This window comes from Paenibacillus sp. J22FR21, assembly GCF_056269135.1.
In genome coordinates this window covers 876,314-898,214 of sequence record NZ_JBWDNJ010000003.1, presented here as the reverse complement: position 1 = coordinate 898,214, position 21,901 = coordinate 876,314, and the positions used below count along the sequence as shown (strand labels likewise).

General features: G+C 49.1%; 16 protein-coding genes. 3 read left to right on the top strand and 13 right to left on the bottom strand.

Annotated elements, in window-relative coordinates; genetic code table 11:
* Positions 1–5: 5 nt before the first annotated feature.
* The 8 genes from AC0YNS_RS14540 to AC0YNS_RS14505 form a co-directional block, all read right to left on the bottom strand.
* Positions 6–905: an ABC transporter permease gene (locus AC0YNS_RS14540; RefSeq protein ID WP_475781700.1), complete on the bottom strand. Its 900-nt coding sequence runs from the start codon at positions 903–905 to the stop codon at positions 6–8.
* 88 nt (positions 906–993) lie between these two features.
* The gene (locus AC0YNS_RS14535; RefSeq protein ID WP_475781699.1) at positions 994–2,706 is read right to left on the bottom strand and encodes an extracellular solute-binding protein; all 1,713 of its coding nucleotides are present in this window, start codon (positions 2,704–2,706) and stop codon (positions 994–996) included.
* Positions 2,707–2,882: 176 nt separating this feature from the next.
* Positions 2,883–4,268 carry a response regulator gene (locus AC0YNS_RS14530; protein WP_475781698.1) on the bottom strand — a complete coding sequence of 462 codons (1,386 nt, stop codon included), beginning with the start codon at positions 4,266–4,268 and terminating at the stop codon, positions 2,883–2,885.
* The gene (locus AC0YNS_RS14525; protein WP_475781697.1) at positions 4,261–6,027 is read right to left on the bottom strand and encodes a sensor histidine kinase; all 1,767 of its coding nucleotides are present in this window, start codon (positions 6,025–6,027) and stop codon (positions 4,261–4,263) included. Before AC0YNS_RS14525 ends, AC0YNS_RS14530 begins: the two co-directional genes overlap by 8 nt.
* 266 nt (positions 6,028–6,293) lie before the next feature.
* Positions 6,294–7,268, bottom strand: coding sequence for a DMT family transporter (locus tag AC0YNS_RS14520; RefSeq protein ID WP_475781696.1), 975 nt, complete (start codon positions 7,266–7,268; stop codon positions 6,294–6,296).
* 102 nt (positions 7,269–7,370) lie between these two features.
* Positions 7,371–7,838, bottom strand: a complete 468-nt coding sequence (locus AC0YNS_RS14515; RefSeq protein WP_475781695.1) for a GNAT family N-acetyltransferase — start codon at positions 7,836–7,838, stop codon at positions 7,371–7,373.
* On the bottom strand, positions 7,835–9,367 hold the full coding sequence (locus tag AC0YNS_RS14510) for an MDR family MFS transporter (protein WP_475781694.1): 1,533 nt from the start codon (positions 9,365–9,367) through the stop codon (positions 7,835–7,837). Before AC0YNS_RS14510 ends, AC0YNS_RS14515 begins: the two co-directional genes overlap by 4 nt.
* A gap of 156 nt (positions 9,368–9,523) precedes the next feature.
* Positions 9,524–10,405 (bottom strand): phytanoyl-CoA dioxygenase family protein, encoded by an 882-nt coding sequence (locus AC0YNS_RS14505; protein ID WP_475781693.1) that lies wholly within the window; start codon positions 10,403–10,405, stop codon positions 9,524–9,526.
* A 96-nt stretch (positions 10,406–10,501) separates the two neighbouring features.
* Between AC0YNS_RS14505 and AC0YNS_RS14500 the strand changes: the two genes are divergently transcribed.
* Complete coding sequence (locus AC0YNS_RS14500) at positions 10,502–11,380, top strand: helix-turn-helix transcriptional regulator (RefSeq protein ID WP_475781692.1); 879 nt, start codon at positions 10,502–10,504, stop codon at positions 11,378–11,380.
* Here the strand turns inward: AC0YNS_RS14500 and AC0YNS_RS14495 are convergent.
* Positions 11,377–12,123: a hypothetical protein gene (locus tag AC0YNS_RS14495; RefSeq protein ID WP_475781691.1), complete on the bottom strand. Its 747-nt coding sequence runs from the start codon at positions 12,121–12,123 to the stop codon at positions 11,377–11,379. The two genes, AC0YNS_RS14500 and AC0YNS_RS14495, sit on opposite strands and share 4 nt — an antisense overlap.
* A 294-nt stretch (positions 12,124–12,417) precedes the next feature.
* Between AC0YNS_RS14495 and AC0YNS_RS14490 the strand changes: the two genes are divergently transcribed.
* The gene (locus tag AC0YNS_RS14490; RefSeq protein WP_475781690.1) at positions 12,418–13,665 is read left to right on the top strand and encodes an MFS transporter; all 1,248 of its coding nucleotides are present in this window, start codon (positions 12,418–12,420) and stop codon (positions 13,663–13,665) included.
* A 585-nt stretch (positions 13,666–14,250) separates the two neighbouring features.
* Here AC0YNS_RS14490 and AC0YNS_RS14485 read toward each other — a convergent pair.
* The 3 genes from AC0YNS_RS14485 to AC0YNS_RS14475 all read right to left on the bottom strand — a co-directional run bounded on the left by AC0YNS_RS14485 (position 14,251) and on the right by AC0YNS_RS14475 (position 19,506).
* Positions 14,251–17,340, bottom strand: a complete 3,090-nt coding sequence (locus tag AC0YNS_RS14485) for an efflux RND transporter permease subunit (RefSeq protein WP_475781689.1) — start codon at positions 17,338–17,340, stop codon at positions 14,251–14,253.
* Positions 17,341–17,414: 74 nt separating this feature from the next.
* Positions 17,415–18,830 (bottom strand): sensor histidine kinase, encoded by a 1,416-nt coding sequence (locus tag AC0YNS_RS14480; RefSeq protein ID WP_475781688.1) that lies wholly within the window; start codon positions 18,828–18,830, stop codon positions 17,415–17,417.
* Positions 18,823–19,506 carry a response regulator transcription factor gene (locus AC0YNS_RS14475; protein ID WP_475781687.1) on the bottom strand — a complete coding sequence of 228 codons (684 nt, stop codon included), beginning with the start codon at positions 19,504–19,506 and terminating at the stop codon, positions 18,823–18,825. The genes AC0YNS_RS14480 and AC0YNS_RS14475 overlap by 8 nt, the downstream gene beginning before the upstream one ends.
* A gap of 126 nt (positions 19,507–19,632) precedes the next feature.
* On the opposite strand from AC0YNS_RS14475, the gene AC0YNS_RS14470 reads away from it, so the two are divergent.
* On the top strand, positions 19,633–20,271 hold the full coding sequence (locus AC0YNS_RS14470; protein WP_475781686.1) for a phosphatase PAP2 family protein: 639 nt from the start codon (positions 19,633–19,635) through the stop codon (positions 20,269–20,271).
* Positions 20,272–20,353: 82 nt separating this feature from the next.
* Here the strand turns inward: AC0YNS_RS14470 and AC0YNS_RS14465 are convergent, their stop codons facing one another.
* Positions 20,354–21,826: a DHA2 family efflux MFS transporter permease subunit gene (locus AC0YNS_RS14465; RefSeq protein WP_475781685.1), complete on the bottom strand. Its 1,473-nt coding sequence runs from the start codon at positions 21,824–21,826 to the stop codon at positions 20,354–20,356.
* Positions 21,827–21,901 lie beyond the last annotated feature (75 nt).

The following is a 21,901-nucleotide window of genomic DNA, read 5'->3' as shown; positions in this document are numbered from 1 at the left end:
ATACACTAGAAGATACGATAATTAGCAAATCGATAAGCCATCGTATAAGTAAGAATAACCAGGATGAAGCTCACGACGGAATTAAGCAGTCCGATCGCGGTTGCCATCTCGTATTGGGCGGACATCAGCCCCGAGCGGTACACATACGTATCAATAATATCGCCGGATTCCATGACCAATACGTTGTACATGTTGAAGACTTGGTCGAAGCCCGCATTAAGCACACCATTAAGGCTCAGCGTAGCAAGCAGCGCGATCGTCATCGCAATACCCGGCAATGTAATATTCATTAGTTTCTGGAAACGTCCTGCTCCGTCAATTTCAGCCGCTTCATAGAGCGAAGGGTTGATGTTAGTGAGGGCAGCTAAGTAGATGATGGTAGAGAAACCAAACTCTTTCCATACGTTAGAAGAGACGATGATCGTGCGGAACCATTCATTGCTCCCAAGGAACATTTGCGGTTCGAAGCCAAACCAGCTGTGCAGCACCCAGTTCACAGGACCGCTAAGGGAAAGTACATCTTTGAGAATACCTGCAACGACTACCCAAGACAGGAAATGGGGCAGATACACGATGGTTTGAACGGTACGTTTAAACCATCGAAGTCTAATTTCATTGAGCATAAGCGCGAATACGACTGGCACAATAATGAGGGTGATGATTTTACCGAACGAAATAATCAAGGTGTTGCGCAGAATCGTGGCACTTTCCGGATTGTCGAGCACGAAGAGAAAATGCTTGAAGCCTGCCCATGGCGAGCCCCAGATGCCTTTAGTAGGCACAAAATCTTTGAATGCCAATACGATACCTGACATCGGATAGATTTGAAAAATCAAGACCAATGCGAGTGCCGGCAACAGCATGATATGAAAATGTATGGATTCCTTCTGCCACAGCTTTGCCATCTCTATAATCCTCCCATCACGCTTAGGAAACGAAAGGCGTTAACCGTTAGGATTAACGCCTTTCCTTCTCCATCAGCTTGAACTAACCTTAATGCGTTTTTGTATACTCTGCGTTTACTTCTTGCGTGATCTTCTCGCCGCCCAGCTTGTTCCACTGCGTTACGAAGCTGTCGAACTCCGAAATATCTTTCTTGCCCATGATGATTTCGAGGAACACTTTCGTTTGCAGGTCAGTAAGCGTCGTGTTGCTTTGCTCCATTGTTGGCGTTGTGCCAGTGAATTCGTTGAATACGTTGTTCAGCTTGTTATGCGATACTACGCCGTTACCTTCCATCCAAGCCAGGAACGTCTTGTAGTTGTTTAGATCTTTCTTCGGATTGTCTTTCTCGGATTTCACTTGATCGAAGATTGGTTTCTCTGCGATATCAAGAATACCTTCTTGTGCTGAACCTGCGAAAATCTCATCGAATTTCTTAACGGTACGAGCTGTTGTATCCGGGAATGCAGGGGAAATTTGTGCGTTCAGACCCCATTGGTTTCTAGTCGAATCGCTTGCTTTGTAGATGCCTGTTGTTTCAAGCTCAAGCAGCTCAGGAATTTTTTTCGTCGAGTTTGCTTTCATCGTGTTCATGATCTTAACAGCAAGTTCCGGGTGTTTGAAGCCTTTCTTAACAACCATGAAGGAATTGGAGTAGAACTCGTTACCTACGTTAACATGGTCGCCTGTCAGGATCGGATAGGCTTTCCACTCGCCTTTAGGATTGTTGTCGATTGCACCGCCGATTGGCCAGTACGGGTTCCACCACATGCCCATCATCATTCCAGCGCGGTCGCTAACTAGGAATTCAGCTGTTTTGTTACCGTCGCGAAGCGCGAATTCGCTGTCGATCGAGCCGTCTTTGTACATTTGCGCCAGTTTGCCAAGCGCTGTTTTCATTTCAGGCGTTGTCGAGCCGTACACGAGCTTACCGGAAGCGTCTTTGACCCACATGTTCGGGAATGCATTCTCTGCCCATACGAAACCAGTCAAAGTGAACGGATCGTTGTTGAACAATTGAGCGCCTTGTACAGCAAGTCCAAGCGTATCTGCTTTACCGTTGCCGTCCGGATCTTGTTCTTTGAACGCTTTGGCTACAGCCATCAGTTCATCCGTTGTTGTAGGAGCTTTCAATTGCAGCTTGTCCAGCCAATCTTGGCGGATCCAAACCATTTGAGCGTTGTTCATATCGTTTACGCTTGGCAAGCCGTACAGCTTACCGTCGAAGGATGCGTTCTCAAGCGCTTTGTTGTCAACCGACGCGTTAACTTCTTTAACCGCATCGCTTGCATATTGCTCGTAAACCGTTGTCAGGTCTTCAAGCATGCCTGCATCGTACATACGTTTCAGAAGCGTTTTTGCAGGCGTCTTGTCGATGTTCTCCACAACGAAGATGTCCGGCAGATCGTTACTTGCAATCATGAGGTTGAATTTATTGGAGTATGCCGATCCATTCGCTTCCCAAAGCGGAGTGGATTTCACGTTAAGCGATGTTTCCAGGTAGGACTTGTATTTATTGTTCTCGAAGGACTCGCCTTCAGGGAACTTCTTAGCTGCTTCCGGGTTGTTGTTCACGATTGTCGTAAACGCAACGGTTTCTGCATATTTGCCAAACGGATCCGCTTTCTCTACTGGTGTGTTAGCCGGTGCTTCCGCCTGTGTGTTGTTCTCGTTATTGGAGTTTGCGGTCTCGTTTGTTTTATCTCCGCAAGCGGTTACAACAAGCATTAATGCTACTGCTGACAACAATGCTGCCTTTTTCAATGCTACCCCTTCTTTCGGCTGTTTAATGTTATTTGGTACATGTCCATCATACCGCCGCATCAAGCCGAATCGTGAGAGAATCGGGACTTATGCATGGGAGAAGAACGTCTGCCCATCGAACTTAGCTGTCGACGCCAGACGACTTTTTTCTCACCTGCATTCGTTTTTTTTCTACCTTACCGCCGCAGCTGGCGCTCTCTGAACTCTGATGGCACCATGCCGGTTTGCAGCCGGAATATCTTGCTGAAGTACTTCTCATCCTGGAAGCCTGTCTTCTCCGCGATCCAATAGATCGGCATATCCGCATGCTGCACCAGCATTTGCTTGGCATTCTCCAGCCGCGCCTCTTTCACTGCCTCATGAAAGGACTTTCCGATGATTTCTTTGAAAATCGTACTAAAATAGCTCTGGCTGAGATTCACTTTGGCGGACAACTCGGTACGATTGGCGCTTTCGCCCGAATCCGTATGCAGCATCTCGAGTGCACGCATGATCGCGATAAAGACGTCATTCGAGAACCCGCGGCTTCTGGCATATTGCGCGATGCTGCTTGACGCCTGCTCATACCAGCGCTGCCATTCGAACAGCCTGGTGAAAGCCGCTGTCGCCGCGCGCCAATTCGGCCATAGCCGGTTGTTAACGGCCAGCAAGTCCCACGCTGCTGCCAATTCCTCGAACATCGCCACGACGCTGCGATAGGAAGGCTTGCTATCGCGAATGGACAGCATCAATTCTTCGAGCTCCTTCTTATCGAACAGCCAGCGCTGATTGCGCCATGTTTGCCGGATCTCGGAAGATACATCCATAGTGCTCGGCTTCTCTCCCGTTAACTCCGTAAGCGAAACGATATATTCATCGTTTGCATACGACTCGTAAAACATGCGTTCCTTGAGCATCGGAAGCCAATCGGAGGTTCTCGGCTTGTCCGGCCAATTCGTTACGCGTGCGTAACAAGGCTTGTCCGCTTCTCCGTCATGTTCAATCCGAGAGAGCAGCGCATCGATTTCCGAGCTGGTTTTGCCCGGAACCATCCAGATCGACTCTTGAATTTGAACGGCGCCTTCTAATCCTTCAGGACGTGCTTGCGGCGTCCCCCGCTCCGGGACCATAATGACCAGTGATTGACGGGAATCAGGCTGCTTCGCCTGCTCGCCCGCTTCAGCCTGTCCGCCTTGTGCTTGCTCGGCCACGATTCGCTCCGAAATACGCAGCAGCATTTCTTCGAGCACGTTGTCGGCAATATCGGTCTTGACCACGTAATCAATGGCGCCTAAACGCATCGCATCCTGCAAGAAATGAAAATCCTGATGGCAAGTCAATACAACGGTACGTACCGCCGGGTGACGCTCCTTTACAATGCGCATCAGTTCAAAACCATCCATGATAGGCATCGTCAAATCGGTCAATAGCAGGTCAATCGGCACTTTGTCAATAATATCGAGCGCACTTTCCCCATTGTCCGCTTCGGCGACAATTTCAAACCCGCACTCCTTCCACGGAACGGTAAATACGAGGCCTTTGCGTACCAAATGCTCATCGTCTACGATCAATGTCCTAATCATCCCACACCTCCTTCACTGTAATTGGCAGCAGCAGCCTCATTTCCGTACCGACTCCGATTTCACTTTTCACTTCCAGTCCGTACGGATCACCGTAATACATTCTCACAATATTATTGACAAAGCTCAGCCCAATACCAAGTCCGACCTTGCGACGGCTAGCTTCATTAGAGGACTGAAACAGCGACTCGATGACGTCCTGCGACATCCCTTCCCCATTGTCTTTAACACTAATGAACAGATGGTCTTCATTCGCCTTGCTTACGCTTACGACAATAGTGCCGTCCTTCTGCTTGAAACCGTGATATAGGGCATTCTCGACAATCGGCTGCAAAATAAATCGGGGCATCTCAATCTTGCTTGTTCCCTCTTCCACTTCGATCTCCACATTGAAGTTATGATTGTACCTGATTTGCTGCAGCTCCATATAGTCTTTGACTGTCTGGATTTCATCTCCGACGGTGACGATTTTGCCTTCCTTGCCCAAATTGTAATTGAGCACGCGCGTGAAAATCATCAGCAGCCGGACGATCTCGTCCTGACCGTTAATCCGAGCAAGCCACTGCGCCGTATTGAGCGTGTTATGGATAAAATGCGGATTCATCTGGTACATCAGCTTCTCGACTTCAAGCTGTCTTTTACGTGCTTCCTTCTGCTCGATTTCCGACATCAGACCGCGAATGCGCTGACGCATTTCATAGAAGTGGTAAAGTAGTTCATCAAACTCCTTGATATGAAGGGAAACCGCCGGTTCATGGAACCGATTCTCGCCAAGCATCTTGAACTGCTTGCGAATGCGCTGCAGCGGCCCATAAATCATGCTCCAGATTATCCAACCGATGGCTAACCCGATTACGAGCGAGAGAATACCGACGGCTGCGAAGCGTTTCAGCCAAGTATTCATCTCTTTATGGTAGTCATTGCGGTCAATCACAACAGCAACTTTGATGCCGTACGTGCTTTCGTTCTCGAAGAAGACGAATTTATCTCCCATTCGCTCTTTAATGGATGTGATATCGGCGCCAGGCGGGAACTCGGTATCTTCCTGACTGTTATAGATAATGCGTCCCTTCGCATCGATCATCAAATGCCGGACAGGCATCCCGTAAGGGTCATTATTGAACAAGCTCGTAATCGCGGAGACGTTCGTCTCGATGTAAACAAAGATCGGCACGTTGTTCTTCTCGCCGGAGCTGGACTCCGTTTGCCGCATAATGGAGAAGACGGAATTGCGGCTGTTCGTATATAACGTTCGATGCGGCCCATGAATCGTATAATTGCTCGTATTCTGATTGATTTTCGCAAAGTCGTCAATGTTTAGCTTGGGGTTGATATATAGATTCTCGAACAGGAATTCCCTCGTTTCGGGCAAGTAATACGTCGTTAAGCCAAGCAGAGGATTCGTGTAATTAATCAGCGAGATGTAATTCTCAATTTCGTCCGCCAGCTCTTTGCGATCAAGCGGATCAGGTGTAGTGAGAAAGCTCTTCAGGTCTTTGCCGACCTTCCCTTCGAAAGCCAGCTGGCGCGAGGAATAATCCAAGTTGCTCAAGATGGACTCAATTCCTTTGCGCTCCTGCTCCAAGCTTTTCTCGACCCCTTTCTCCACCTTGTTCTGAAGCAAATTGTAGATGCCAAAGAATGAGATGAGTCCAATCAAGATCAGCGGAATAATAACGGACAGCGTCAGCATGGCCAGCAGTCGGTGTTTCAGTGTGTAAGGCAGTAGATCGAGCATGCGTTTCGAACTTCGAAATGCCATAATGTCCTCCTTCTTGCTTCTATGAGGTTAAGTTGAAGCGTTAGTACAGAAAGCATGAAAACCTCCATGCACGCAAAGCATCAGCTTTACGAACAAGGAGGTGAGGATGAGCGTATGGTTGACCGGCTCTGCCATGGCTGCTTGAAGGAGCTCCTGATGCTTCAACTATTTTACATCTAGTTCATGCATAGAACAACTCCGGCAGCTTCGGTAATGAAAGTATTTGCAGGTGAGAGCGCATTTATGCTCGCGTTCTTCGGTTTGATCTAGTTCAAGGTGCTTCCGGCTTTCTGCTTCACGGTTCCGGCTCCGGCTCTTGTTCTGGTTCTGGCCGGCAGGCTGATGCCGATCAGTCCCGCGAACATCAGGCAAGCGCCAACGAGTTGACCGGAATAGACCGGTTCTTGGAAGAACAACACGCCGGACAAAGCTGCCGCGAGCGGCGTCAAATACCGATAGAAGCTTGCCGTTGCTGCGCCGATCTGAGGCATAACTTTGTTCCACAGCAGGAAGCAGATGATCGTAATGACGAAAATATTGCAAGCCAGCGCCCCGATCGTTGACCAGCTCATGCCCGTCCAATCGGTTGCTCCCCAAGCTTTGGTTGTAAAAGGCAGCATAAACAACGTACCGAAGCTGAACATCCACGTGGTCATGCGCAGCGCCGTATATTTCTTGAGCACCGGAATACAAGCAGCAGAATAGAAACCGCCGCAGATGCTTACGGCGAAAGCGAGCAAATTGCCCAGCAGCAAATCAGAATCAAGGGAGAAGCTTCCTCCGGCCAATATGACCAGAATGACACCCAGCATGGATACCAAACCGTACCCGATCAGCGATCGCCTAATTCGCTCTTTCGTAAAGATCGGTGCAAAGATCGCAGCGAAGATCGGCCAAGGTGCAATGCTGAGAATAGAAGAATTCGCAAGCGTCGTATAGTCGATGGATACCACAACGAAGCTCTCCAGCATCGTGGTGCCAATCAGTCCGAGGGCAATGAACTTCCACAGATCTGCCGGACTTATGCCTACGCTCCCTTCCTTCCACCGGAGAAGTCCGAACATGAGGATAGCGGACACGCCGAAACGCAGCACTAAGAATAACATCGGATCGAGCGACTCCAAGCCCACCCGAACGACAGCGTAATTAAGTCCCCACAGAAATGCGATAATGCCAAGTAGAAAGTATGCACTTACGCCTTGTTTTGCAAGCGGAGCATGTGCCGCCTTTGAAGGTTTCAACCGCTTCATCTCTCCCGTCGCCAATAGTCCCACTTATTGTAAGTCATCCTTTGCTCCCCTGCCAATGTCAAAAGCAAAGAGGAGATTGCCGGCTGTAACAGCTCAGCAATCTCCTCTTCTGACGAACTCCGTTATGAATAATTCCGGTGCCGCTTCCACATCTCGAACGGCCTCGAAGCCGAGCTTCGCGTACAGCCGCTTCGCCGGCGTATTCGCGGCTCCCGTTGCTACGATGAATGAGTCAGCCTGGTTCCGAAAGGAATCCAGTATAAACTGTACCAGCCTTTCGCCGATTCCTCTGCGGAAATAATCCGGATGGACAATGAGTCGATGGATATCCACTATGCTTCCATCCTCTTCCAATTTGTAGGAAATCGCTCCGGCCAATTCACCTTCAACGTAACAGCCGAAGAAGGTTTCTTGGCATTTCCCAAGCTTCTCAATCGTGTCATGAAGACCGGGAATTCCATCGAAGCCGATAAGTTCGGCCTCGATCCGGTAAGAAGGCAGCTGAACATCCAGCAGCTGCTCTGCAACAGATGGATCCGTGAGATCAAGCTGCTTTATCATATCGTCGCTTCCATCACGCTTTCTTTGGCCCCTGCTTCGTCATCCTTCTTCGTCACCAGTATTTCCTTCTTCAAGAACCAGCAGATCAGGAAGGATACAATCGCGAGCACGAATGAGATCCAGTAAAGGTGTGTAAAAGCGTCTGCGAAGACGATTTTGATTTGTTCAAGCAGCGTAGGATCGATACCTTCAGGAATCGCGCCCGTCGAGATATCGCCCAGCTTCGCCGCTTGATCGGCCGTCATGGAACCAGCCAAGCCTTTCAAACCGGACGTGACGTTAGCTGCGAGTACGGAGCCGAACAAGCTGAATCCGATCGTCATACCGATGGATTGGAAGAGCGTGACGGAAGATAGCGCAATACCACTGTGCTCTTTCTCAACCGATTCCTGTACGATCAGCTGATTGCCGAACAAGGTACCGAAACCAAGTCCGAGAATGATGAAGTAAATGACGAAAATATAAATTGGCGTATCTACATGTGTTGTCGACAGCAGATAGAATCCGATAACCGGAAGAATAAACGAAATCCCATAGATATTGCGGTAAGGAACTTTGGTCATCAACCGACCCGCAACTACACTTGCCGCGATTGCGCCCACCATCAGTGGAAGCGTCAGGTAGCCTGCCGCTGTAGGCGTCAGTCCGAGCACATTTTGCGCAAAGAATGGGAACGAAGAAAGTGCACCCATTACAGCGAGAATGAAGACGAATACGAGCGATGACAGCACAACGAAATTACGGTTTTTGAAGAGATGAAGCGGCAAGATCGGCTCCTTCGCCTTGGATTCCACGAAGACGAACAATACAAGCAGAACCAATCCGACTGCCATGAGGCCGAGCATTACAGGCTCTGTCCACCCATAGCCTTCTGTCTGATGCAGCACCGGTGTCAGAAGCAGACTGACTAACGCGGCAACAAGAATAATCGCCCCGAACCAATCGACACTCACTTTGCGCTCCACCCTGGTCTCCTGGAGCCCCATCGATAATATGATCGCAGCCAGAATTCCGACCGGAATATTCACGAGGAAGATCCAGTGCCATGAAATATGCTGGGCAAAATAGCCGCCGACGAGCGGTCCGAGCAGCTGCGGTATAAACATGACAGCTCCGAATATCCCTTGAATCTTGGCCCTTTGTTCGACCGGGAACGTATCGCCGAAGATGACCATCGCAAGCGGCATAAGTCCCCCTGCGCCAATCCCTTGAATGCCCCGTCCAATGAGCAGCACCTCCATCGACGGTGCCAAACCGCTAATAATGGAGCCTCCAATGAATAAGCCCATACTAAGCAAGTAAATCTTCTTGCGACCGTACAAATCGGCCAGCTTGCCGAGTACAGCCATAAAGGAAGTCATGGCGAGCATATAGACGCCGCCAACCCAGCCATACAGCGCTAAACCGCCCAGATCACGGATAATCGTGGGCATCGCCGTCGAAACAACCGTTTCGTCAAGCTCTGCGAAGATGACCCCGATCATCAACCCGATCAAAATCAATGTTTTATTGCTTTCTTTCTGCTTCAAGCCGTTAAGCCCCCTTTTCTTGATGTCCTTGTGTCATAATAAAGCATCTTTGTGAACGGAATATTAACAAAAGACACCAGCTCATTATACATTAAAAAACGACCGGACTTCCTCCGCCTCGCGAAGGATGTTCCGGTCGTTCTATAGGATGCCGTTTTAAGATTTGGAATATAACGTAGGGAAAAATTCTTCGTTATCGAATTTCATTCCGGGAATCGGGCGCGCACTTAGGTGAATCAGATTAGGGTGACGTTGACTGTGCTCACGGAAGTACGTATTGCCCGGCATCAAATGCGCAACGACAGATAGCCTTGGATCCGGGCTGTAGTTGGTACTTGAGCCATGGAAGGTGAGCGCATGATGGAAGCTAGCCTGCCCAGCCTTCAGAATACACGGCTCCTCAACCCAATCCCGCGTTGCAAACTTAGCCTTCAGCTTGCCCATGTCTTGATCGAAGAACGTATCGCTGCCTTCTACCGCTCCCCACTTATGCGAACCGAGAATCGTCATCATCCCGCCGTTCGTCATATCCGTATCTTGCAAAGCGATCCAAACGGTACACATATTGGCCGTGCTGCTGCAGCGCCAGTAACCGTAGTCTTGATGCCAGCCCACATTGCCTGCAGACGTTTCTTGGCCGGATGTGCCCGGTTTGTAAATAACCTGGTCATGCCACAATCGGATCGATTCCTCATCGAGAAGCTCAGCAGCCATTTTACCTAAGTTGCGGTCGGTTACGACGGAGCGGATCTCATCGTTAATCCACCAGCCATTGTCAAATTTACGCAGAGCGAACGGATTCTCCTGCATGTGGAAGTGGTGCATTGGCATGCCATGGCCGTCATATTTTCTGCTCCATACTCGTTCATGTGCATCACGCAGCCGTGCAATCGTATCATCATCGATCAGCTTTGGACTGATCCAGTAGCCATCGGTATTAAAGCGTTTCTTATCCTCTTCGGTAATGTTGTAATCAATAACTCCCATTACGTAAGACACCTCTTTCACTCTCATCGTAGTTGTTGCAACTGCTTTCATTGTAGAGCATGGCTGCTGGCGTTGACTTCCGAAAACCTATCAAATAGGATTAGAAACATAAGAGATATTCAGACACGAATGGAGCTGCAATTCCATATGGCTAAAGTCAGAAATGATGCGATTCGCTGGGAGATAAACGATCATGCCGCCAATCGTAGGATCGACTTTCCCGAGCTTATGATGCTGGGCTATGACCGTTTCCAGGAAGCCTCCCCGCTTACCGATCATCAACATGATGGCTGCTACGAATTTGTGTATGTCGATAATGGCCGGGTGACTTGGGAAGTCGATGGCGATTACTATCCCTCCTTTACGGGACAAATCTTCCATACCCGCCCAGGTGAATGGCATCGCGCACGCCTGAATTTTATCGAGCCATGCAGTATCTGGTGGTTCATCTTACGCGATCCCGCCGACTATCCTGGCTGGTTGTCGTTTAGCGATGAAGACCGGCATCAAATCCATCAAGCCTTGCTGCAGCTGCCCCGTATCGTTTCCGTAGACAGCCGCGTGCGCGAGCAATTCTATAAGCTCCGCAGCCTGCTGGAAGCAGAAGAACGCAGCGCGGCGTTCCGCGTGCGCCATCATCTGGTCGATATCCTGCTGCAGCTGCTCTATCCTCCCGCTCCTTCCCGCCAGCTTCCGCTTGATCTGAAAGAAGCGATGCTTGCGCTTACCGCCCAAATCGACGCCGCACCCGAGCGTCGCTGGAGCAATAAGGAGCTCGCCGCGCTCGCAGGCGTCAGCGAGTCGCACTTCTATCGGCTGTTTCACAATTTGCACGGCCAATCGCCGGCCAACTACATGGACCGGATACGGATCAACCGCGCCTGCGAGCTGCTTCGTCAGCCCGGCGCCAACGTGACGGCAGTCGCGCTCGACCTCGGCTATAAGACCAGTCAGCATTTTGCAACGGTATTCAAGAAATACATTGGGGTGTCGCCTTCGAGCTGGCGCTTGCAGGCGCCTAATTAATCTTGGAGTGAGTAACGCTGGTTGTTGGAGTAGCTTGCTAATAACTCGTCGTATGTGGAATCGTTCTGAAGCGCTTGCTTGTCGGAAGTGACGATCAGCTGCATTTGCGAGATGTCAAAGAAGTGATCGTCTGTATTCAACTTCAATTTTAATTGGTGGAGCTGTTCCTTATAGAGTTCTTTGGCTTTGGTATTGGGAGCGATTAGGAGAAGGTTCACTTGTGGTCGATCCAATCGGTCATACCACTTCGAAAAATCCACTTCTCCTCCATAATTGTTTTCCTCTTCGTAATCTCCTGAATATTGTATTTCAGCCTTGACAGCAATTAAATGGTCAAATTCAATCTCTTCTTCACTTTTAAATGTTTTTTCTACTTCATTCTCCATTAAGGATATAATTGTCTTTGCTGGGATATCCCAGTTATCAATGTGTATCGGGCCATTATCTTCATGAAGAGCTACAGTAAGTTCTAATGGCAGTTCTTTGTCTGTAAGATGTGTATCAACTATGAAACGTTGACTTCCGCCGTAATAATTGTACTCTAAGTGATCAATTACAAACCTTTGTCCAAATGTTTCATACAAATAATCTTTCGTTCGCGTTTTAACTATATCCTCACTGACATGATCGTTCGAGTCGGATACAAAAGCATGCACGATAAATCCAAAAAACACCAAGCCGGCAATAAAGACGATTACAATTAAGGTAAGTATTAAGTAAAAGATATTTTCGAATATTTTCATCGTTCTATTTACGACCTCCAGTTTATTGGGGAGTGTCGAACTCGCTCCATATAATAGTTCCATTTTGTACCATAGGATTAGCGTAGATAAGTACCATTTTTTTGTGGTACCTCTTTAGAGTTAGTTCTTTCTACCTATGTCGAATTGAAACAAGCATAATCTGGAAATTTAATGCTGTAAACTAGTCTCAAACTTCTTTAGCAATTTTTTATATAAAATACCAACTGCCTCTTTCTGCCACAATGGCTTATAATAGAGGCTTGTCTACTTTTAATCCAACAGGAGAACACATCTATGCGCATACTTAATCAATACCCGAAGGAAATCAAAGTTTTTCTCGCTGCCAGTCTGATCAATGCCATCGGAAGCGCGCTGATGTGGCCGCTTGTGACGATGTTTGTCTTCGATGAGCTCGGTCGCAGCATGACCGATGCTGGGTTTGTCATTCTTATTCAATCGATCGGCGGCATCGCCGGACAGCTGCTCGGCGGCGCACTATATCACAAGGTTGGCGTGAAGAAGCTGATCATCGGTGCTTTGGCACTCAATGCGGCAGGCTTGCTGCTGCTGCCTGTTCTCAGTCATAATTGGCCTGTCTTTATCGCGATGATGGGGCTGATCGGACTGTTCAACGCACTGTCCATGCCGGCCATTCAAGCGTTCATCGGCTTCCGCTTCGCAGATCAGCGCGGTGAGCTGTTCAATATCGTCTATGTCGCCAACAATATCGGTGTCGCGATTGGAACCGCGCTCAGCGGTTTTCTCGCCGATATTTCATACTCGCTCAGCTTCTCAAGCAATGGCGTAACATCCGCCGTATTCGCCATCTTCTTCTTGTTCTACTTGAAGCAAGTGGGGACTGGCAGTGACACGGCTGCGGTCAAGATGAAGCGACTATCTCCAAAAAATGAAAGTGCCTGGGCGTTGCTGCTAGATGTGCGTGTGTATCTGTTCATGGCAGTAGGTGCTATGCTGCTAAATCTTGGCAACAGCATTTGGAATACCGGAGTCTCACCCTTCATCATCAGCGAAGGGCTTCCGAAGCAAATGTTCGGCTACCTGTGGACGCTGAACGGTATTCTAATCTTCGTGGCACAACCGCTTATTGGGTTGATTAAACGATTAGTAGCGCAAACTATTACTGCTCAATTGACGACCAGCGCACTGTTCTATCTATCCGGTTATGCTGCCATTCTCATGTTTCACAGCTTTCCGGGCATGGTGCTGGCGATGGTGCTCACCACCTTCGGTGAGATGCTGATTGCGCCGGCGATTCCTGCATTCCTCAGTGAAAACGGCGGCAAACAAGCCCCGTTCTACCTCGGACTTGCCGGTGGCATCGGCTCCGCGGGGCGTGTCCTCGGTCCATACATGATGGGCCATCTGTACGATATCGGCCAGCTGACTCCGGTATCCTGGCTGGCTGTTATTACAGCGACTGCATCCGCGCTGTTCTTCGTTATTCATTCGCTCGTCAATAAGCGATGGATGAAGAACCAGACGGCCGCAACGCAGAAACAGGCGGTAACAGTAACCCATTAAATGGTTAGAAGCTGAGAACACGGTTATCCGTGCGCTCAGCTTCTTTTATTTGAGTCTGAGCCATAGTTCCCTCCCACTCTGCCCACTTTTCCACTCCGATAACGACCACGGAATATCCACTCTTGTCACTCCAACTAACCATTTCCACCTCCGCTCCATACGCCTAGCCTCGCTCACAAGCTCAATAATAGATAACATCGAAACTAACTCCTTCATGTGTTGCGCACACTACCCATAGACCACTTGAAAATCTAACGAACCGTGTGGCAGATCGGGGGCGGATGTTAGTTTGGACGCTGAGAGATCAATTTGGCGACTTTCAACTGCTGGATCGGGAATTGGAGGTTAGTATGTGCGTCGAATGTTTCATTTGGCGACTCTCAACTGCTCCTTCAAAAATCTAACGAACCGTAGAGACGCTAATTGGGTTGAAACGGTTCGTTAGAGTTTCTATGTGTGAGCCGAAGGGAGTGAGAGCCAGCGAGAATGAGGCGGTGGTGGCGTAGGTCGCGAACAAGAACGCAAAAAAAAAAACGGAGCAGTAGTAATACCTGCTCCGCTCCGTTACTGCTCCGTCCCCAAACCCTACAGATCCAATTCCTTCTCAATCTTGCGACGCTTACCTGTCAATTCATAAATGACCGGTACCACAATCAGCGTAAGCAGCGTCGACGTGGTCAAACCGCCGATTACGGTAATCGCAAGTCCGCCTGAGATCAGGCTTGTTGTCGATTCCGAGAGAGCTAGCGGCACAAGTGCCAGAATCGTTGCACATGCCGTCATTAGAATCGGTCTCAGCCTTGTCTTCGAAGCTTCAACAAGCGATTCACGAAGCGGAATGCCATCCTTGCGGTTCTTCTCTACGCGGTCAAGCAAGACGACTGCGTTCGTTACTACGATACCTACGAGCATCAGCATCCCGATCATGGAGCTCATCGATAACGATTGGCCAGTGATCAGAAGCGCGCCCAAGGAACCGACCGGTACGAAGAGCAACGAGGAGAGAATGATCAGCGGCGTGAGCAATCCGCCGAAGGTCATGCTCATGACCAAGAACACAAGTCCGATCGCTGCTGCCATCGCTATACCGATGCTTTGGAAGCCGCTGTTGATCATATCCTGGCCGCCGCCGATTTTCATTTCTACATTGCTTGGCAGCGATAAGCCGTCGATATCATCGGTGATTGTTTTCGTGACAGCTGCCGTCTTGTTGGCATCCTTCACGTTACCTGTTACTTTCGCGGACATTTTGCCATCCTCATGATTGATCGCAATTGGAGCAATCGTTTCCGTCAGCTCCACGAGATCCTTCAGCTGCTTCATGCCGCCTGCTGTCGGAATCGTAATCGCTTCGAGCTGCGCCTTGGATGTAATTTGCTGCGCATAGGACATCGTAATATCCCAGTTCTTGCTGTCAAGCAAGTAGCTGCCTACATCTGTCGGACGCAGCTGCTCGTTTACAGCGCCCATGATTTGGAACGCAGATACGTTCAAATCCTTTGCGGTTTGATTAAGCGAAATGACCCATTTTGGCGTCGTATCCTTCAAGTTATTCGTAACATCTTTCATGTCTGTATTCGCGGTCATCAGCTTCTCAATTTGCTGCGAAGCTGTCGTGAGTGCCGCCATATCTTCGGAATACAAGCTTACTTCCACGCTCGTACCCGTTGGCGGGCCGTTCTGCTCGCCTTCTTTGACATTAACCGTCGCACCCGGTACTTCTTTATCAATCAATACCTTCAAATCTTTGCCGACATCGTCCATCATCGTGTCCATCGACGTTCCTTCCGCGAATTGAACGGTGAATGCCGCTCTGTTCGCCGTGGAGCCGATTTGGATGAACGGATTATCCGCTCCGCCAATGGAAGCCTGATAATTGTCGACGCCTTTCAGATCCTTCAAGTAGCCTTCAACTTTCTCTGCAGCCTCATTCGTTTGCTCAATCGTGCTTTGCGTCGGCAACTTCAATTCGATGCCGATCGAAGGCACGGAGCCGGCTGGCAAGAATGCTACACCAAGCAGCGGAATCGTACCGAATGAACCAATCAAGATCACAATTGAAGCAATCAAAACCAGAACTTTGCGTTTAAGGGCGCCACGAATCAGTCGCTCGTAGAAGTCCATAAACTTGCCGCCTTCTTTATGCGGCTTAATGTGATTGAAGAATTTCGCGCCCAGTACCGGAATGAGCATCATCGCCACCAGCAAGGAGCTGACGATCGAGATTACGACCGAGATTGCGAATGGGCGGAAGAACTCACCGATGATACCTGTAACAAAAGCAAGCGGTAAGAACACGACTACTGTTGCAATTGTGGAGGAGCCGACTGCGCCGATAACTTCCTTGGTCGCTTTGTAGGCAAGCTCCTTGCCGTTCATATCGCGGCCCTTCTCTTGGCGCCATCTGTAGATGTTCTCAATAACGACGATACTGTCATCCACAATCCGGCCGATCGATACCGCGATACCGCCGAGCGTCATAATGTTGAGGGTATAACCCATTTCGTTCATCAACGCAATCGTTGCGAAGATCGAAATCGGCAGCGAGATGATCGAAATCAATGTGGCCCGTATATTGCGTAAAAACAGGAATATAATGATGACACAAAACAGCGCACCATACAGTCCTTCGCGAATTAGCGAGGAAACCGACTTCTTGATTTCAGCGCCTTGGTCTTGAATCAGGTGAATATCAAGGTTGGCTTTGGTCTTGTAAGTTTCCAATACTTCTTTCACATCATCGGATACTTCTGCTGTATTGGCATCCTGTGTCTTCACGATTTGTACGACGAAGCTCGCTTGGCCGTCAAAACGAGTGATTTCGTTCTGGGTGGATACTGTCGTGATCTTAGCCACATCCGACAGCTTAACTTTAGCCGCAGGTGCTTGTCCGCCTGTACCTGGCGCACCGGCAGCACCGCCGCCAAGTCCCGAAGCTCCGGCACTCAGTTCAAGATCGTTGATTTGCTGAAGCTGCGATAATTTACCGACAAGACGAATCGGAATCGATGTACTGTCTTGACTTACCGAACCAAGCGGCAGTGCATATTCCAGCTGCTGAATGGCCGTTTGGATCGCATTTAGTGAAATGCCGTGCTGCGCGGCTTTATCTTTATCGACTTCGATGCGAAGCTCTTGAGACACGACACCTTTCAGCTCAACCGCGCTTACGCCGGTCACTTTCTTCAGCTTCGGTACCACTTGCTCTTCAAGCACTTTCTGCAACGCAGCCGGATCGTCCTTCGATGAGAAGATCGCTGCTTCATAAATCGGCGCCGCATTAATATTCAGACGCTGAATCGTTAATTTGGCTTTCTCCGGTGTTTGAAGCTTAGCAATTGCGGCTTCAATATCCTTTACCTTATCATCCATATTCGTTCCGAAAGGATATTGAAGGATGACGCTTGCGGAATTCTCGGAAGTGGTGCTCGTTAAGGCGTCATAACCTTTAAGCCCCTGCAAGCTTTCTTCGACAGGTTTCGTAACCTCGGATTCGATTTCTTCCGTTGATGCACCCGGGTAAACGGCTTGTACGAATACGGCCGGAAATTCCACATCCGGGAAGGTTTGCTGCTTGATCTGCGTGGCGGAGAAGAAACCAAATCCGAGCACCATCAAGCAGAGAATAACGACTGCTACACTGTTCTTGAGACTGAATCGACTTAACCAACTCATGAATGTTATCTCTCCTCTTTCTCTATCTGGAGATCATTATACAGGAGAAGTTTGAACTGAATATGTACTGGACATTACAATTTACGACTTATGCCCCCAACATCCAGCGGCAGCCAGACCGTAAATACCGTTTCTACGCCCGGTAGGCTTGTGACAGCAATTTCGCCATGATGCAGATCGACAATTCGTTTCACAATTGAAAGGCCCAGTCCATTTCCTTTAACAGCATAATCCCTTGATTTATCCACTTTGTAAAAAGAGTTGAAGATTTGCTGCTGCTCCTCCGGTGGAATTCCTATTCCATGGTCTCGTACCGTTATTACAGCCATCTCGCCGACTCGTTGCAGCCTAATCCCAATACAGCCCTTATCCTGTGAGAACTTGATACTGTTGCTAATCAAATTATGCCACACCTGATCCAAACTATCCTCGTCCCCCTGAATGGTCAAATCTTCAAGTTCCAGCTCGAAATCGATCTCGCGAACGCTCCACTGCGGCTCGCTGGCAATAATGATGCGGCGAATTTGCTCATCCAATCGATAAGAGGTCGGATGTACCGGTCCTTGATCCTGCTGGAGGACGGATAATCGCAGCAAATTCGCGCTTAGCCTTGCAAGTCGCTGACTCTCCTCTTCGATGATGGTCAAGTAATGCTGTCTCCCTTCCTCATCCATCGGTTTCGTCCGCAGCGCTTTCGAGAATCCGGTAATGGATGTAAGGGGCGACTGAAACTCATGCGCGACATTGTTCACGAAGTCGGAGCGCATCTGGTCCAGCATACGGAGCGACTTCGCCATCTCATTGAAGCTGGCGGTCAGAACGCCGATCTCATCTTTACGTTTCGTTTGGAGCTTGATGCCGAAGTCGCCTTGCGCCATCCGTTTGGTCGCGCGCGTCAAAAGCTGCAGCGGCTTGACGATGAAACGCGAGGCAAGCAGGATTAGCAGGCTACCCATCGCAAGTACACTGAATAGAACGGTCAGCATCACGCGGCGAAAGACGTCCAGCAACTCATTAAGTTCGGGCGAAATAAACAAAGCGTAAGCATGATCGTGAAATTCGAATGGCAGTCCGATCAGTGCAGTCTCTGGGCCATGTCTATCCCCTGGAAACACTTCAACGGTACCTCTAAAAATGCCGCCTTTAATGACATGCTCATATTGTTCGGATGTAACCGGAAATTCCGCGCTCGGGTCGATCTCATTGCCGTATTTCACGGCGACGCCATGTTCGTCGACGATTTTCACTTTGAATACCGGGATCAGCACGATATTGCTCGTTACTTCATCCAAGCTGGCGGCAGATTGGGCTTCAGGCGCTTTCTGAATCATCATGATGATTCGTTTGCCGCTTTCAATCAGCTGTTCTTCCCCCAGCTCCTTAATGTTGGTGCTGTATAGCCTCGTAGCCAAGAAGAAGGCAAAGATCAAGCTCGCAATGACAACTCCGACGAATACCAACACCGTACGGACATATAGCGACTTAATCATTGAGAACCTCTAGCCTGTAGCCGAGTCCGCGAAGTGTCACAATTCGGAACGCTGTTTCATATTCTGCAAAGCGTTCCCTTAAACGTTTGATATGTACATCCACCGTCCGCTCATCGCCCTCATATTCGAAGCCCCATATCTGTTCGATTAAAGTTGCCCGCGTAAACAATTGTCCGGGGTGGCTCGCCAATTTGTATAGCAGCTCGAATTCCTTAAGCGGAATGGTGACCGCCGTGTCCGTATCCTTCAAAATAACCTGGTAGCCGATCCTGTCCAGCACGATGCTCCCAATCGTGACCATCTGGGAAGCGGTTATCCGATATCGCTTTAACAGTGCTTTAACCCGGACGACGAGCTCCATCGGGTCAAACGGCTTTGTCACATAATCGTCGGTGCCAAGCTGGAAGCCTTTAATTTTCTCTTCGGATTCTCCTTTGGCTGTTATCATTAGAATGGGCATATCACCCGATTCCCGAAGTTTCCTGCATAATTCATAGCCGTCCATTCGCGGCATCATAATGTCCATGATGACCATGTCCACGACATTTTCTTTGACATAGAGCCATGCTTCTTCACCATTTGCGAATTCCACAATATCAAAACCTTCGTCGCTTAAATAAAGTCTGACCAACTCTCGAATATGTACATCATCATCGACCAGAGCAATTTTGACCATTCATGAACCGCCTCACATTTTTGTATGCTTTTAGTGCTTGCATCCGCAAACACAATATCTTATTATTACAAGATTGCTAGATGAGTTGCTAGAGTTATCTTCATGCTTTTTTCAGGGGAGGATCCAATGAAACGTTTTCTGCCATTGATCAGTATGCTTGTTTTTCCGATTATGGGCTGGCTATATGCTTTAACGAATAGACCCGGCGCCCAAGTCTACAGCCTGGTGACTGATCTGGACCGAGCGATTCCGCTCGTCAAAATTTTCGTACTGCCTTATTCCGTTTGGATATTTTATATTTATTTGTGTTTGGTCTATTTCTTCATAAAGGACCCTGCCGTATACAGACGCTCGCTCATCACGTATGTGGTTTGCGCACTGATCTGTTATGGAATCTACCTTGTCTTCCAAACGACTGTACCAAGGCCGGAACTGGTCGGAACCGATCCATTTACCCGCCTGCTGGGTTATGTGTATGGGCGAGATGAACCATTCAACTGCTTCCCGAGCATTCACTGCTTCTCCAGCTACATGGTGATGAAAGCTCTGTACAGCAGCAGCTTCCGTAACCGCATCAACCAGACATTGATTTACGGCATGTCTTCGATTATTATCGTCTCCACTTTCTTTATCAAACAGCACGTCATTTTCGATGCGTTCGCCGGCATTATTCTTGCCGATGTCGTCTACCGACTTGTAACCATGATCGAACGCTCCTCTACGGTTCGCAAGCCGAAACCAATGACGCAGCGCGCAAATATGTAAGGAATTAAAAAGCTGCTCCCCATCGTCTCGCGACGATGAGGAGCAGCTTTTGTTATGGAATTGGATGGTTTACGAGTTACGATTAGTGCCCCATCATCATAGCGGGATCAACCTGCTCGGTACCTGCAATGTCTTTCTGAGGTTTCGGTTTGCGAAGAATAAGGCTGAACGCAACGCCGAAGATGGCCAGACCGAATGATAACATAAACGTATCGCTGTAGGCGTTAACTGCAGCTTCGATCTGATTGACGCCTGCCGTCATATGATCGGCCGCGCGTGTTGTCATGTAGCCGGTCAGACCGGCAACCGCGAACGACGTGACCACTTGTTGTGCTGCCGTCGTGAGCGGCGTAACACGGGAAACGAGATGACGCGGTGCGGAGTTCAGCACATGCGTGTTCAGAGACATCATCGCTAAGCCCATACCCGATCCGATCATGAATAGCGGGATAATGATCATGATCAGCTTCGTATCCACGTTGATGTTATGAAGCAGGAACAACGCTCCGGCTACAAGTGAAAGGCCGACCAGCGCAAGCGGACGAGCGCCGATTCGATCAAACAAACGTCCGCCAATCGGCATGAAGAGCATCGAACCGATCGCTTGTGGAAGCATAATAACACCCGTTTCGAGCGGTGAATAATGACGAATCGTTTGCAGGAATACCGGCATTAGAATCATAGCGCCGAACAATGCGATCTGAACGATCCACACAAGCAGTGTGCCGCGTGTAAAGTCCGAGGAACGGAACACACGCAATTCGAGAAGCGGTTGTTTGTGACGAAGCTCCACGATGATGAACAAGAGCAAGGCAATACCGCCGACGATCAAACCCGTTAACGTATTGTCTGCTGTCCAGCTAGTGCGGCCGCCTTCACTAACGCCGTACGCAAGCGATGCGAACGCGATTGGCGCTAGGATCATCCCAATGATATCAAGGGCAGGCGCTTTGTTTTGCGCGAAATTCGGCAGATATTTGACCCCAACAATCATACCGACAATACCGATCGGCAGGTTAATCAAGAAAATCCAGTGCCAAGATACCGCTTCGATCAGCCAGCCTGAGAGAATCGGTCCGAGCGCCGGCGCAAGCAGCATCGGGATACCGAGCATGCCCATAACAGCGCCACGTTTCTCCTGCGGTGCAAGACGGAAAATGATCGCCATACCAATTGGCATAACCATACCGCCGCCGAGTCCTTGAATGACACGGAACGCGATAAGCTGTTCAACCGTTTGAGCAGCTCCGCAAAGCACGGAACCTATCGTAAATAACGCAATGGTAATCAAGAATATTCGTTTAGAGCCGAATTTATCGGTCATCCAGCCGGCGAGGGGAATTACAGCTGACAGGGCAAGCGTATAGCCTGTGAACGTCCACTGGACCGTGTTAATTGTAGCGTCAAATTCGGTCTGGAATTTCGCCAGTGCTACGTTTACGACCGTGCTGTCCAGAATAACCATGATCATGCCGACGATTACCGCCATTAGCGGTGCGATGATGGTCTTGATCGAAAACTCGGATGATGATGTTGGTGCTGTTGGTGCTGACATCGTTCTACCTTCTCTCCATGAAATCCTTATTGTTGAGGCTGTGACTCATCGTTTTTATTGAAAACCGATAAGTCA